The organism is Streptantibioticus rubrisoli, assembly GCF_024436055.1.
Classification (GTDB): Bacteria; Actinomycetota; Actinomycetes; order Streptomycetales; family Streptomycetaceae; genus Streptantibioticus_A; species Streptantibioticus_A rubrisoli.
In genome coordinates, this window is the sequence record NZ_JANFNH010000011.1 from 102180 (window position 1) to 115477 (window position 13298).

15 protein-coding genes, 2 tRNA genes, 1 other RNA gene and 1 pseudogene are annotated in these 13298 nt (G+C 68.0%); 3 read left to right on the top strand and 16 right to left on the bottom strand.

The window, feature by feature from the left end:
- Window positions 1-21: 21 nt before the first annotated feature.
- From NON19_RS13655 to NON19_RS13695, 9 genes are all read right to left on the bottom strand, one after another.
- Window positions 22-828: a hypothetical protein gene (locus NON19_RS13655; protein ID WP_255927781.1), complete on the bottom strand. Its 807-nt coding sequence runs from the start codon at window positions 826-828 to the stop codon at window positions 22-24.
- 44 nt (window positions 829-872) lie between these two features.
- On the bottom strand, window positions 873-1781 hold the full coding sequence (locus NON19_RS13660) for an RNA polymerase sigma factor SigF (RefSeq protein ID WP_255927783.1): 909 nt from the start codon (window positions 1779-1781) through the stop codon (window positions 873-875).
- A 172-nt stretch (window positions 1782-1953) separates the two neighbouring features.
- Entirely contained in the window at window positions 1954-2865 is a 912-nt protein-coding gene (locus NON19_RS13665; protein ID WP_255927865.1) for an RNA polymerase sigma factor SigF, read from the bottom strand.
- A 411-nt stretch (window positions 2866-3276) separates the two neighbouring features.
- Window positions 3277-3570 (bottom strand): Dabb family protein, encoded by a 294-nt coding sequence (locus NON19_RS13670; RefSeq protein WP_255927785.1) that lies wholly within the window; start codon window positions 3568-3570, stop codon window positions 3277-3279.
- A 102-nt stretch (window positions 3571-3672) separates the two neighbouring features.
- Window positions 3673-3837 (bottom strand): hypothetical protein, encoded by a 165-nt coding sequence (locus NON19_RS13675; protein WP_255927787.1) that lies wholly within the window; start codon window positions 3835-3837, stop codon window positions 3673-3675.
- A 418-nt stretch (window positions 3838-4255) separates the two neighbouring features.
- Window positions 4256-4345, bottom strand: a tRNA-Ser gene (locus tag NON19_RS13680).
- 10 nt (window positions 4346-4355) lie between these two features.
- On the bottom strand, window positions 4356-4856 hold the full coding sequence (gene tadA / locus NON19_RS13685; RefSeq protein ID WP_255927789.1) for a tRNA adenosine(34) deaminase TadA: 501 nt from the start codon (window positions 4854-4856) through the stop codon (window positions 4356-4358).
- A gap of 65 nt (window positions 4857-4921) precedes the next feature.
- The gene (locus NON19_RS13690; protein ID WP_255927791.1) at window positions 4922-5446 is read right to left on the bottom strand and encodes a tRNA adenosine deaminase-associated protein; all 525 of its coding nucleotides are present in this window, start codon (window positions 5444-5446) and stop codon (window positions 4922-4924) included.
- 224 nt (window positions 5447-5670) lie between these two features.
- A complete protein-coding gene (locus NON19_RS13695) occupies window positions 5671-5928 on the bottom strand; it encodes a hypothetical protein (RefSeq protein ID WP_255927793.1) in 258 nt (85 codons plus the stop codon).
- A gap of 138 nt (window positions 5929-6066) precedes the next feature.
- Between NON19_RS13695 and upp the strand changes: the two genes are divergently transcribed.
- Entirely contained in the window at window positions 6067-6702 is a 636-nt protein-coding gene (gene upp / locus NON19_RS13700) for a uracil phosphoribosyltransferase (RefSeq protein WP_255927795.1), read from the top strand.
- 141 nt (window positions 6703-6843) lie between these two features.
- On the opposite strand, the gene NON19_RS13705 is transcribed toward upp, so the two are convergent.
- From NON19_RS13705 to ffs, 3 genes are all read right to left on the bottom strand, one after another.
- Entirely contained in the window at window positions 6844-7485 is a 642-nt protein-coding gene (locus NON19_RS13705) for a LytR C-terminal domain-containing protein (RefSeq protein ID WP_255927797.1), read from the bottom strand.
- 102 nt (window positions 7486-7587) lie between these two features.
- Window positions 7588-7884, bottom strand: coding sequence for a type II toxin-antitoxin system VapB family antitoxin (locus NON19_RS13710; protein WP_255927799.1), 297 nt, complete (start codon window positions 7882-7884; stop codon window positions 7588-7590).
- 145 nt (window positions 7885-8029) lie between these two features.
- Window positions 8030-8126, bottom strand: an RNA gene (gene ffs / locus NON19_RS13715) — signal recognition particle sRNA small type.
- Window positions 8127-8198: 72 nt separating this feature from the next.
- Here ffs and NON19_RS13720 point away from each other — a divergent pair.
- A tRNA-Ser gene (locus tag NON19_RS13720) sits at window positions 8199-8283 on the top strand.
- Window positions 8284-8371: 88 nt separating this feature from the next.
- On the opposite strand, the pseudogene NON19_RS13725 reads toward NON19_RS13720, so the two are convergent.
- Window positions 8372-9549 (bottom strand): annotated as a pseudogene (locus tag NON19_RS13725) (tyrosine-type recombinase/integrase).
- Window positions 9550-9953: 404 nt separating this feature from the next.
- Entirely contained in the window at window positions 9954-10334 is a 381-nt protein-coding gene (locus NON19_RS13730; protein ID WP_255927801.1) for a hypothetical protein, read from the bottom strand.
- A gap of 384 nt (window positions 10335-10718) precedes the next feature.
- On the opposite strand from NON19_RS13730, the gene NON19_RS13735 reads away from it, so the two are divergent.
- Window positions 10719-10949, top strand: a complete 231-nt coding sequence (locus NON19_RS13735; RefSeq protein WP_255927803.1) for a hypothetical protein — start codon at window positions 10719-10721, stop codon at window positions 10947-10949.
- Between the two features lie 240 nt (window positions 10950-11189).
- Here NON19_RS13735 and NON19_RS13740 read toward each other — a convergent pair whose 3' ends face one another.
- The gene (locus tag NON19_RS13740; protein ID WP_255927805.1) at window positions 11190-12251 is read right to left on the bottom strand and encodes a hypothetical protein; all 1062 of its coding nucleotides are present in this window, start codon (window positions 12249-12251) and stop codon (window positions 11190-11192) included.
- Complete coding sequence (locus tag NON19_RS13745; RefSeq protein ID WP_255927807.1) at window positions 12248-13264, bottom strand: hypothetical protein; 1017 nt, start codon at window positions 13262-13264, stop codon at window positions 12248-12250. The genes NON19_RS13740 and NON19_RS13745 overlap by 4 nt, the downstream gene beginning before the upstream one ends.
- Window positions 13265-13298: the final 34 nt, after the last annotated feature.

Sequence of the window (13298 nt, forward strand, 5' to 3'; positions counted from 1 at the left end):
TGACGCCGCGCGGATTTCGCCTCAGGCCTGGAGCGTGACGCTCCGGGTCTCGATGTGCATGCCCAGCGGCACCCGCCAGGAGTCCAGGCAGATCTGCCAGGTTCCGCTCACCCGCTGGCCCCCGGCGATCGGCACCGGGACCTTCTCGGTGGTGTCGACCGTCGCCCAGTCGACGCCCAGCAGGCCGATGACATGGGTGGCGAACGTCACCGTTCCCGAAGTGACCGGCAGGTCACCGGAGTTGGTGAAGTCCACGGTGACGTCCTGGCACCAGCGCTGCCCGGTTGCGGCCTGGCGTACCCCGCTGATCTGCAGGTGCGCCGGACGGTGGCCGGGTGCGCTCGGAGAGCCCGGTGCACTCGGTGTACCGGGTGCGGGCGGCACCGAAGGCTCGGGGGCCTGGCCGCTGCCGCTCCGGGCGCCGCTCGGCGTGTTGCCGCCCGACGTGTTGCCGGTCGGTGCGCCGCCGGTCGGTGCGCCGACCGCCGGATGCGCGGTGCCGTCGTTCGCACTGGGCGTTGTGCGGCCGGTCGGTGCGGTGCCCGGAGGCGGTACCGGGGTGCCGTTCAGCGGGACCAGGGTGACCTTGCCGTCGGGGGGTACGGGGTGGGCGGGGTCGGCGGAGGCGCCCGCCGCGCCGACCGCCAGCCGACTGGCGCTGCCCGTACCGGCGGTGCCCCAAGTCAGGAGCAGCGCCAGCGTCGCCAGACCAAGCGCGACCGCCGAGGCTGCCAGGAGGACCCGTCCGCTGCCCCCTCCTGGCTTGCGGTGCGCGGAACCCCTTGGGCTCCGCCTTCGCTTTCCCCGGCGACCGGCTGTCCGAAGCACCGCTCCAGAATACTGACGCATCGTCAGCTATGCCTAGGTCGCGGTCACTCGGCCGTCAGCCCCTCCCGCAACTGCGCCAACGTCCGGGTCAGCAAACGTGAGACGTGCATCTGCGAGATACCGACCTCTTCGCCGATCTGCGACTGCGTCATGTTGGCGAAGAACCTCAGCATGATGATCCGCCGCTCGCGGGGCGGGAGTTGGGCCAGCAGCGGCTTCAGCGACTCACGGTACTCGACGCCTTCGAGCGCGGCGTCCTCGTAGCCGAGACGGTCCGCCAGCGAGCCCTCGCCGCCGTCCTCCTCGGGCGGCGGGGAGTCCAGCGAGGAGGCGGTGTAGGCGTTGCCGACCGCCAGCCCGTCGACCACGTCCTCCTCCGACACGCCCAGGGCGCCCGCGAGTTCGGAGACGGTGGGGGAGCGGTCGAGCCGCTGGGACAGCTCGTCGCTCGCCTTGGTCAGCGCCAGCCGCAGCTCCTGGAGCCTGCGCGGCACCCGGACCGACCACGAGGTGTCCCGGAAGAAGCGCTTGATCTCGCCCACCACGGTGGGCATCGCGAAGGTCGGGAACTCCACCCCGCGGTTGCAGTCGAAACGGTCAATCGCCTTGATCAGACCGATTGTTCCGACCTGGACGATGTCTTCCATCGGTTCGTTGCGGCTGCGGAAGCGCGCGGACGCGTACCGGACCAGGGGGAGGTTGAGTTCGATCAGCGTGTCGCGCACATAGCCGCGCTCCGGGCTGTCCGGCGGCAGTTCGGCGAGCCGCAGGAACAGGGAGCGGGACAGCGTGCGGGTGTTGATGGCCTCACCGGTGTTGATGGCCTCGCCGGTGTCGGCGCCGAGCGCGCTGTCGGTGCCGAGCGCGCTGTCGGCGCTGAGCGGCGCCGCGTTGTCGGCGTCGAACGGCGCCTCGGCTTCCAGCACCTTCGGACTGCCCACTTCTACGGACATGCCACCCCCTTGAGGTCGCGGACGGGTCGCGAGCAACGGTTCCTCCACCTGCATACCGGAGGCCGGGCCGCGACAAACGCGGTTCAAGCAGAATGTCACATGTCGGCAACACGCTGTAGCGTCATGTCGACTTATTTGTCAGGTGACAGCGTGTGGTGTTAGTCCTCGTCAGCTACGCTTCGAGCTGATTTGCGGATCGCAGCCTGGCGAAGCTACGCGAGAGTAGCCGCGACACATGCATCTGGGAGACACCGAGCTCCGCGCTGATCTGTGACTGGGTCAGATTCCCGAAATAGCGCAGCAGCAGAATGCGGCGCTCCCGTTCCGGCAACTGCACCAGCAGGTGCCGGACCAGCTCGCGGTGTTCCACCCCGGCCAGCTCGGGGTCCTCGTAGCCGAGCCGGTCCAGCAGGCCCGGGGCGCCGTCGCCCTCCTGAGCCGCCTCCAGCGACGTCGCGTGGTAGGCCCGGCCCGCCTCCAGGCAGGCCAGCACCTCCTCCTCGGACAGCCCGAGCCGCTCGGCGATCTCGGCGGTGGTTGGCGACCGCCCGTGCAGCACCGTCAGGTCCTCGATCGCGCCGCTGACCTGCACCCACAGCTCGTGCAGCCGTCTGGGCACGTGGACGGTGCGGACGTTGTCCCTGAAGTAACGTTTGATCTCCCCGACCACGGTGGGCATCGCGAAGGTCGGGAACTGCACTCCGCGCTCCGGGTCGAACCGGTCGATCGCGTTGATCAGCCCGATCGTGCCGACCTGCACCACGTCTTCCATCGGCTCGTTGCGGCTGCGGAACCGGGCCGCCGCGTAGCGCACCAGCGGCAGGTTGATCTCGATCAGCGCGGCCCGCACCCTCGCGTGCTCGGGGCTGCCCGGCTCCAGCTTCGACAGCTCGTCGAACAGCACCTGCGTCAGGGCCCGCGCGTCGGCGGCCCGACTACTGCGGGGCCGGGGGTTTGACGGGGCGTCCGGTGGGGTGGGCGCTGGGTCGGACGGTTCTGTATGGACGGGTGCTGGGTCGGGCGGTTGCGTATGGGCGGGTGCTGGGTCGGTCGGTTCTGTACGGGGGGCGGTCGATTCCGTCAGTGAATCGACCTGATGGTCGGTCGGATCAGCGTGCGGATCGGTCGGGTCAGCGTGCGGATCGGTCGAATCCGCAGGTTGGTCGGGCGGATCCACGGGAGGCGTGGGCGGCTCCGAAGTGCGGGGTGCGGCGGTACGGGGCTTGGCCGCGCGCGGGTCGGTGGATGTCGTGGACGGCGAAGGCACGGTTCGAGCGGCCAGGACTCTCACCACCCATCGACGGTCACTGATCCGGCAAAAGCGGTCATAGCATCACAAGACATGTCCACTGTGTGCAAGCACCGTAAAGTGCCGTGTTGGTGGGCAGTTGGGTGACTCTCGCCGCTGCCCAAGCGTCAGGTGCCCGCTCCAGGAAAGCGCGCGGCCCCCGCCACTGGGCGAGGGCCGCGCGTTTGGGAAGGCCGCGGCGATCCGTCAGATCTCGTAATCCGCGATCACCCAGGTGGAGATGGGCTGCCAGAGGGCGACACCCGCCTGGTGGGTGGGGTGCTCCAGATAGCGGACCAGCGCCTCGCGGTCGGCGACGGTGCAGTTGATCGCGTAGTCGTAGGCGATCGGTCGGTCCGTGATGTTCCAGGCGCACTCCCAGGAGGCCAGCTCGGGGATCTGGGAGCCGAGCTGCTCGAAGGCGCGTACACCCTCGATCACCCGGGGGTCGTCGCGCTTGACGCCCTCGTTGAGCTTGAACAGGACCAGGTGACGGATCATGGCGCTCCTTAGGGGGCCGCGCGCCGACAGCCTGCCGTCAGCCGCGGATCGGCGCGTGGAATCGGTTCTCTCCGGCGATCGTCCCTGCCGCTGGCCGCGTTGTCAGCTGACGAGCGAGGTCATGAACTTCCCGACGCCCTTGGCAGCGGTTGAAATGCCCTCGAACCCTACCTGGACCAGTTGGGCGGCGCGCACGGGGGAGGTGATGATCGTGTACATCACGAAGACGATGAGGATGCCCATCACTATCTTCTTCGCCTGTGCCATTCCCTGCCCTGCCTCCTCAGCCGTGGCGCGCCCGACCACGGTTTCGCCGCACCGTGCAGTGGCGAGAGTCTAGCCACCTGGTGATCGAGCCTGTCATTTAGCGCGCTTTCATGGTCCAAGGTCCCTTGGTTCCAGGCCAGTTGTCGAGCGGGAAAGCGATCGGAACTACTCAGAACTCTTCGCGAACCCGTCCGGTACGGCAGGGAACCGGCGGGCGTCGGGTCCTCCCAGCCGAAGGCCCCTCGGCCGGAGGGAGGGGAGAGAGCGGGCGTGTTCCCTCCAGCGCCGCCTCGCCACTGACCGCCCGACCGCGCAGCCGGGAGCCTGGCCAGTCCGCCTGCCGCTGCCGCCGAGGGCAGGGGGCCGTGCACAAGCAAAACCCCCTCCGGTACGTGCTTCCACGTCCCGGAGGGGGTGCTGGCGGTAGCGGTGGGATTTGAACCCACGGAGGAGTTGCCCCCTCACACGCTTTCGAGGCGTGCTCCTTAGGCCGCTCGGACACGCTACCGAGAGAGAGCTTAGCGGACGCCGGGCCGTGCGCTGAAATCGGTTCCTTCCCCGGTCCCCTCGGCGGGCCCCGAACGGGGGGTGGCGCCACCGCGGAAGAAGTCGGTGAGCAGTCGGCCGCACTCCTCGGGCAGCACGCCGGAGATCACCTCGGGGCGGTGGTTGAGCCGACGGTCGCGTACCACGTCCCACAGGGAGCCCACCGCACCGGCCTTGTCGTCGCGCGCGCCGTACACCACCCGGTCGAGCCGGGACAGCACGATCGCGCCGGCGCACATGGTGCACGGCTCCAGGGTGACCACGAGCGTGCAGCCGGACAGCCGCCACTCGCCGACCGCCCGGGCGGCCTCGCGGATCGCCAGCACCTCGGCGTGCGCGGTCGGGTCCCCGGTAGCCTCGCGCTCGTTGTGCCCCCGGCCGATGACACCGCCGTCCGGGTCGAGCACGACCGCGCCCACCGGCACGTCACCGGTACGGGGGGCCAGCGCGGCCTCGTCCAGGGCGAGACGCATGGGCGCGGACCACGGTCCCCGTAGCGGATCGCCGTGGGGGCCGGGCCGCGCCGGTGGTTCGGTGCTCAGCGGACGGCCTCCAGCAGTTCAGAGCACCCGAGCATGTCGGCGATCTCACTGAGCGCGTCGCCGTTGAGGGACTTCAACTCCTTCTCGTCCATGCCGAGGTCGGACAGCAACTTGGCGTCACCCAGCGGGCCGACCGGAACCGGCTCGCTCTCGGCGGAGGTCTCCTCGTCCTCCGCGTCCTCGTCCTCGCCGTCCTCGGTGCCGTCCAGATCGAGGGCGTCGAGCTCATCCACCTCGTCCGCGTCACGCCCCAGCAGCTCGTCCGTGAGCATGGCTCCGTACGAGCTGCGGGACGCGGTGGACGCGTCCGAAACGAAGATCCGTGGGTCGTCCTCGCCGTCCACCCGGACGATGCCGAACCACGCGTCTTCCTGCTCGATCAAGACGAGCACTGTGTCCTCGTCGATCGCGGCCTCGCGTGCGAGATCCACTAGATCGGTGAGGGCTTCCACATCGTCAAGCTCCGTATCGCTCGCTTCCCACCCGTCCTCGGTGCGCGCGAGCAGTGCGGCGAAGTACACCGTGACTCTCCCACTGGTCCTAGGTGTGCCGGGACGGACGAGACGTCGGCAGTTCAGTCCCGCCCACTCGGCATCGTGGCAGAAACCTAAGCGTTGGGAAGGGTCTTCCGCACTGCGTCGTGCCAGGCCGTGCACGTTTTTTCGGGCTTTTTAGGGCGCTCGGGTGGCTGGATGGCGGTGTTACCGGCGGACACTCCGGAAGATTGGACAGGATGTGACCACCGTCACCAGCGGAATGTCCGCATCCGCATCTGTTCGCGGGCCCGCGCCGCGCGGGCCCTCCTGGGCTGCACCCTGGCCCGTAGCTCCTTGGCCTCGTGCAACTCGCGCAGGAACATCGCGCGCCGCCGTCTGCGCTCCTCGGTGGTGTCCCGTGGTTCCTGGGGCGGGGCGGAGGGCGCGGCCGGATCGGCCGGGAAGCGTTCGGCGCCGATGTCCACCGGCGCCCGCTGTTCCTCGCGCCTTCCTTGCCGGTCAGTCATGGCCACCACCTCGACGTACGGTCATGTACGGCCGTACCGTCACACTTTCCCGGGGTGGCGCATTTGATGCCCGTCGGGGGATGGAGGGCCCTGCCTGAGTGGCGTCTGCGCCCCCGAACCTCGGTTAATGTCGAGGGCATGCGGATCCACGTCGTCGACCACCCGCTGGTGGCGCACAAACTCACCACGCTGCGCGACCAGCGCACCGACTCGCCCACCTTCCGTAGGCTCGCCGACGAGTTGGTCACCCTGCTCGCCTACGAGGCCACCCGTGACGTGCGCACCGATTCCGTCGACATCACCACGCCGGTCTGCCGCACCACGGGCGTCCGGCTGGCCCGTCCGCGCCCGCTGGTCGTGCCGATCCTGCGCGCCGGGCTCGGCATGCTCGACGGCATGGTCCGGCTGCTGCCGACCGCCGAGGTCGGCTTCCTCGGCATGGTCCGCGACGAGGACACGCTCAAGGCGTCCACCTACGCCACTCGGATGCCGGATGACCTGTCCGGCCGCCAGGTTTACGTGCTCGACCCGATGCTCGCCACCGGCGGCACGCTGGTCGCCGCGATCAACACGCTCATCGAGCGCGGTGCGGACGACGTGACCGCCCTGTGCCTGCTGGCCGCCCCCGAGGGCGTGGCGGTCATGGAGCGTGAGCTGGCCGGTCAGCCGGTCACCGTGGTGACCGCCTCGATCGACGAGCGGCTCAACGAGCACGGCTACATCGTCCCGGGCCTCGGCGACGCGGGCGACCGGATGTACGGCACGGCGGGGTAACGCCCGGGGGGCGGGCCCCGGGGGGCGGCTTGTTTGGGGTGACGCCCCGGGGGCGGCTTGCTCGTGTGCCCGCGTGACGGCTTGCTCGCGTGCCCGCGTGACGGCTTGTGCGACGGCCACCGGAAGGTTCCGGCGGCCGTTTCAGCACGCCTTGGCGGAGGCCGACGGCTTGGGCACCCCCTGGGAAGACAGCCGGGCCAGCGCCTGATTCGAGCTGTTTTGCGGATCGAGCGAGCCGAACCCATCACCGATGATCAGGTCCACATCGGAAGCGCCGTTCCGCGACGGATCCGTCTTCACGTCGGCCGCCGCGAGCTGGGTGCCCAGCACCTTGAGCGCGTCCTGTGCCCTGGGGCCGCCGAGCAGTATGGCGGCGCCCTTGACCTTCTTGTCGTAGGCGGACGGGGCGTTGCCGACCTTCCCGACCGTGAAGCCGCGCTTCCTCAGCTCGTCCGCGGTGCTCTTGGCGAGCCCGCCGCGCTGCGTTGCGTTGTACACGTTGACGGTGACGGCGCCGGGCTTCGGCACGCTGGCCGGTACGCCGCCTGCCCTGGCGCCGCCGGTGCAGTGCGCGGCGCTGGCGGTGCTGTGCGAGCGCCCGAACTTCCCGCCGAAGACATGGATGAGCTGCATCGTCCCCCAGCTGATCAGCCCGACCACGGCAACGGCGGCGACGGCGGACAGCACGATCCGGCGGTTGTTGCGGGGGCGCCGCATGCGCGGGTACTGGTTCCCGGTGATCCGGTACTTCCCGCCCATGCCTGGGGGTGTGAGCATGCTCATAGCCGCAGCGTAGTGCGCGATTCCACCGGGGCCTACTAAATGATCAACGATCGCCGCGTCCGTCAACCCGAAAGGATCAATTCCCCCTTGCGGGAAAGCCCGTCAGTCCATCTCCAGGACGCGCGCGTGCAGTACCTGGCGTTGCTGGAGCGCTGCCCGCACGGCCCGGTGTAGACCGTCCTCCAGATAGAGGTCGCCCTGCCACTTCACCACATGGGCGAAGAGGTCCCCGTAGAACGTGGAGTCCTCGGCCAGGAGCGTCTCCAGGTCGAGCTGGCCTTTCGTGGTGACCAACTGGTCGAGGCGTACCGGGCGCGGCGCGACGTCCGCCCACTCGCGGGTGCTCGTGCGGCCGTGGTCGGGATACGGCCGCGTGCTTCCGATGCGCTTGAAGATCACACGGAAAGCCTACCGGCCAAGCCTGTGCGGGCGCAGCCTCGCCGCGGCGGTGCGGCCATGTGCCGGGAGCGCACGGGCCGTGGACTACGGGGCTTCGGACAGCGTCCGGACGGCGTCCGAGCAGCATTCGGGCAGCATTCGGGCAGCAAAAGACCCCTCACGCACCCGCCAGAGCCCACCTACCCTTGCTGCCTTCCGGCCCTGGGGGGGTTCAGCGAGATAGCGCCACGCGAGGGGCTCCGCCCAGAGTACCCGATCGGCCCACTTGGGATCGAGTTCGCTAGCACCCCCTCCGGTCTTGTAATGTTTGCGGCGGAGGATTCGCCTAGAGGCCTAGGGCGCACGCTTGGAAAGCGTGTTGGGGGCAACCCCTCACGAGTTCGAATCTCGTATCCTCCGCCTTTGCCTAGCAAGGCAGTTGAAGGCCCCGGCCGGGTTCCCGGTCGGGGCCTTCTTCGTGTCGTGGTCTCAGTTTGGGTTCTGGGCCTCAGGCGGCGTCTTCGCCGGGCTCCTCTGGGCCAGATCCGACGTCACCCCACAGAGCCGAACCGATCTTCCTGCCGACGTCGTTCAGCATCGGCTCGGTGACGTGCTGGTAACGCTGGGCCATCGAGGTCGAGGACCAGCCCGTGATCGCCATCACGATCCGCTCCGGCACTCCGAGCAGGAGCAGGACGGTCGAGGCGGTGTGACGGGCGTCGTGGAGGCGACCATCACGGATGCCGGCCTCGCGCAGGAGCCGCTTCCAGTGGTGGTAGTCAGTGCTGGGGTTGAGCGGCTCGCCGGTCTCCGAGGTGAAGACGTAGCCCTTGTCCGACCAGAGATCCCGGGCGAGGGCCCGCTCGCGGTCCTGCTCGTCCTTGTGCTGCCGGAGGATCACGACGAGCTGCTCGGGCAGCGGCACCGCGCGTCGCCCGGCCCGGGACTTGGTGTCCTTGGTCTCGCGTCGGATCGGCTCCTTCTGCGGGCAGAAGCCGGGCTTGCGCCCGCAGCGGTCGCCACAGCCGTGCCGGTACTTGGGCCGTAGCCGACCGCGCTTGACCCAGGCGACATCGCGCTTGAAGTCGACGTCCTTCCACCGGAGCCCGAGCACCTCGCCCTGGCGCAGGCCGAGGGCGAGTGCGAAGATCCATCGGGCGGAGTTGCGGCGCTTGCGCGCCGTCTCCATGAGCGCCTGGACCTCCTCGATCTCGAACGGCTCGACCTCCTCCTCTTCGAGCTTCGGGGCCTTGGCGATCGTGGCCACATTGCGGGTGAGGTGGTCGCGCCGCAGGGCCTCGCCGAGGGCGACACGGATGGTGCGGTGGGCCTGGTGAGCGGTTCCGGCGGCGCTGCCAGCGGCCTGCATCTTCTTGTAGAAGCGCTCCAGGTGCTCGGGCTCCAGCTTCTCCAGGCGGTGCGCGCCAAGGCCCGGGACGAGGTGCACGCGGACGGCGACCTCGTATCCGGCGTACGTGTTCTCGCCGGCCTTGGGCACGGTGCCGTTGTCGCGCAGCTTCTCCAGCTTGCGGACCTTGGCCGTGACCTCGGGACGGGTCTTGGCGCTGACGTGGCGGCGGTCGGGAGTGCCGTCGTCCTTAACCCCGACCATGACCGGCCGTGCCAGCGGCCGTCGCTGCCCTCGTAGATCGAGGAGTCGCCGTTGGGCTTGCGGGTGTTCGCCATTCGGTTCCCCCTCTCAGGCCGCGAGCGCGACGGTCGAAGGGGCAGCCTGCGTACGGGCGGCCACGTACTCCTTGAGCGCCTCGGCGGGCACCCGGCGGCACGGGCTTCGCCCAGGCCCTCACCGAACTCTCGGCGCAGGTCGAGATCGCAACCGGGATCAAGCTTCGGCCCGAGCCGACGTTGGTCGGCGCTTGGCTATGAGGCCCGGGACTGGTTGCAGTTTTGGTTGCATTCACCCCCCGTCCGGGGGCGTTCAGCGCCCGATCAGAGAGGCGATCCAATAGAGGATGACCCGGCCGAGCAGGCTCCCGCAGAACCCGTCGACTTGAAGAGTGAAGCGGGTTTCTCTGAGGGAAACCCGCTGATCGCGCTGGTCCTCGGTTACGGGAATACGGGCAAGAGCCTCAGACCTTCTTGCTCCGCCGCTTGCGGGTCCTGCTAATCACCGCGAGCCGGTTGACAGCCGGCAGCGCAAGGATGGCCAGCGCGAGGCTGAACGTGGACCACCACGGCATCACGTTGTGACCTTCGTTGACCATGAGCAACGCACCTCCGGTGGGGACGACCACGTAGCCAATCATCTCGATCAGCCGACGGGTGCTACGGGCAGGAACCTGCATCCGTCCGTGGATGTCCGGTGAAACCCTGATCTCGACCGATGCTCCGCCCGTCGGCGCGTCGGTAAGACTGGGGGCTACCTGGGTAGCCCAGATCTTCACCGTCGCATCCGCGGAAGGGGCGTCGAGGGTGGAACCGCCGACCATCTCGGGATGGGGATTCGTCACTTGGAGTCCTTCTCGGATGCATCAGCTGGAGATCGGCGATCTCCGACAGGCTGGCGCATCCCGTTGAGCTCCAGACGTCGTGCAGACCGGGTTATGAGACCCCGGTCTCCACGACGCCTAGGACCCGTACTTCGCGGGTCCCGCGAAGTACGGTCCTCGGAGCTGTCCGGCCGGGAGCGGCCATCGCGTCCTCCTCTGGTGGTTGGTGGTGACCGCCTCGGGCGCGTTGCCCTACGCCCACTGAAGCGGTGGTGGCACTGTAGCGGACAGCACCAGAGTTGCACCAATTTGGTGCACGTCTGGTGCTGTATGGGTGAGGCGTGGGATGCTGGGCTCCTTCGGCGAGCACAAGAGCACGCCAGCGTTGAGTGAAAGGTGGTCTCAGTGGGCGACCCAACAGCCTCGGGAGCGGCTAGCGAGCGCTTCAGCATCACGTTGATCGGTGCTGCGGTCCGCGCACTGGCCGCACTCACAGCCGCTACTGGACTTTCGAAGACCGATGCGATCAACCGGTCGGTCCAGGTATATGGGTTCCTTGCGCAGCAAATGGCCGACGGCAAGGAACTGCTGCTGCGCGACAAGGACGGCACGACCGAGCGAGTCCACATCGTGTAGCAGTAGCCGTGGAACACCGACATGAAGAAGGCCCAAGATCTCCGGGGTGATCTTGGGCCTCAAGGGCAATCGAGCGATCGGCGATCTCCGTCAATGCGGATCAAGCCCAAAGGCGCATCCTGGGCGGTCAGCTCAGCGGGCCCCGGACTGCCAGTTGGACCGGGAGTTGGAACGTAGCTCGCTCGTTCGCGGTAGGTGGGCCAGCAGTGGACGTTGGCTCGGGTGTAAGACGCTAATCCGTTAGCCGAGCCAGTCCATGGCCCTCATCGCAGCGACAACCAGCAGTCTCGCGTCAACGTGCGTCGGTGTCTTCAGCCCATGAGCCATCTTGTTTCGAGCGCTGAAGAGCGATCCGAGGTCCGCCCAGAGCGCGGGATCGTCGTCTTCAAGAGATCGGCCGATCACCACTTTGGCGACCGGGCCATAGAGCTCAACGGCCTTGCCGTGTTTGTCCTGGAGTGACCGCAGACTCGGCGCAGAGCCCACAGGCCAGCGAGACTTGAGTGACTCCTTGGCATAGGTCTCGGCCGCCACTGCTCCCATCAGGATCGCCATTCCCGGCTGCGGGCTGTTTGTCGACTGCGTCAGGTATCGCGCCTGCGAGAGTAGCGCTCGCGCTGGCGGGAGACCATTGTGCAGCGCGCTCGTGGCCACATCGACGGTCAGCGCCGGCAAGCCCACAACGATGGGGTATCCGGGAGTGAGCGGTTCTGGCACTGTCAGCTTCAGCCCTTGGGTTATGTCCATTGCCGTGAGCGACTGCATCTTCGGGATATCTCCCACCATGCCCACGCTCGGCTGCTCGACCCGCAGGGCGTCAGACAGGCGTGCGGCAGCAAATCTGATGGCCGCAACAGCAGCCTTGAGTTCTGTGTTGACGGACTGTTCATCAAGATCGGGGGCAACGGCGAACACAGTGTGCGTAGTGAAATATGCTGGGCTCAGTGCCACTGGTGCGCTGACGTCAGTACCCGACCAGCCGACGTACCCCTCGGCAAGGAACTGGCCTTCGAACTTCGGGAACTCAAGTACCACATCGAAGGCACCCACCGTGGTCTGCAGAGGCTTAGCTGCGAGGGCAGGATCGATGACGCCCATGCGGCCCCGGGTCGGCTCGCTGGACGCCAGGAACACTGCTTCGACTCGGATTTCATTCATTGGGAACCGATCTTCCTTAGCGTGACCGATGTTACGCAGCGGGATTTCAGGGCTATCGACGCCTTCCGAAATTCCCGCAGTGAATCCGCTGGCGGCACCGAGCCAGAAGCCAAACCTGCTGCCAAGTGACCCGGTCGGTGTCACAACGAAGTGATCCAGTCGACCGCGCGGCCGGCGGCCCCAAGGAACGCGTAGACCGTCCGCTGCCGCTCGCGGGAGTCCAGGTCTGCCAGACGAGCGGTTGTCCGGCCGGTATGCACCAGCTTGTTTCGCTCCCGGTACATCTCCTCGATCAGAGAGAACGCGGATGGGTCGTCGCTGCGAAGTGACCGGCCCGACAGGCCGCTCGGAGCCTGCTCGTAGTACTTGGCGGCAAAGCTTCCGCTCAGGCTTCCCATGTAGCTCTCGGCGCCACCCCCGACCCGGGTGGCGATGTAGGTATGCGCCGCGACCTCGCAAGCGGAAGCCATGGCGAGGATGGCCTCACGCAGGGCGAGGGACTGGACAGCAGTCTCGGCGTCGACGAGCAGAACGTTGTGAAGCGGGGGCTCGGCCCCGGCTTGCAGGGAAGCCGTCAGTTCGCTGACTGGGACCGCTCCGGTCCCCGGGCTGCGCACGGCCCCAGTCGAAAACTGAGCGTTGACGCCGGCGAAGATCGGTAGCCCGGCTTCCGTGTCGGCATCGAGGAAAGTCGCCGTCCACGGCGACAGCAGGTAGAAGCGGCCGTCATCGGGCCGCCAGGCCCTTCTCACCCGGGGCATCCAAGCGACCCGGCCTGCACTCCGTAGGTGTTCGACCAGGACGTTGGCTGCGTCGACGCCCCGGTCTTGGGCCAGGTCGAAGTCGATGTGCGGCGCGTCGCCGGGGGCGAGATCCTGTTCCCATCGCAGGACTACCTGGATTCGGTCGACCACCGTGTCGGCGACCGTTCTGGTGATCGCGCCACCGCGCATCCCGAGCGGAACGATGGACAGTGACGTACCGGCGAGTGAGTTGTCGATCTCATTGGGGAAGAGCGGCTGCGTGGACGGTTCCCACGCACGGACCTCCGCACTGAATGCCGGAGCCTGCAGGTTGAGCCCTCCCCACGACGCCCAGCTCGGATCCCGCGGGAGCTGGGCGTCGAAGTAGTACTGCATCACTGCGGCGATGCGCATGGAGCCCCCTGAAGTGGTTGCTGGTTCTCAAACT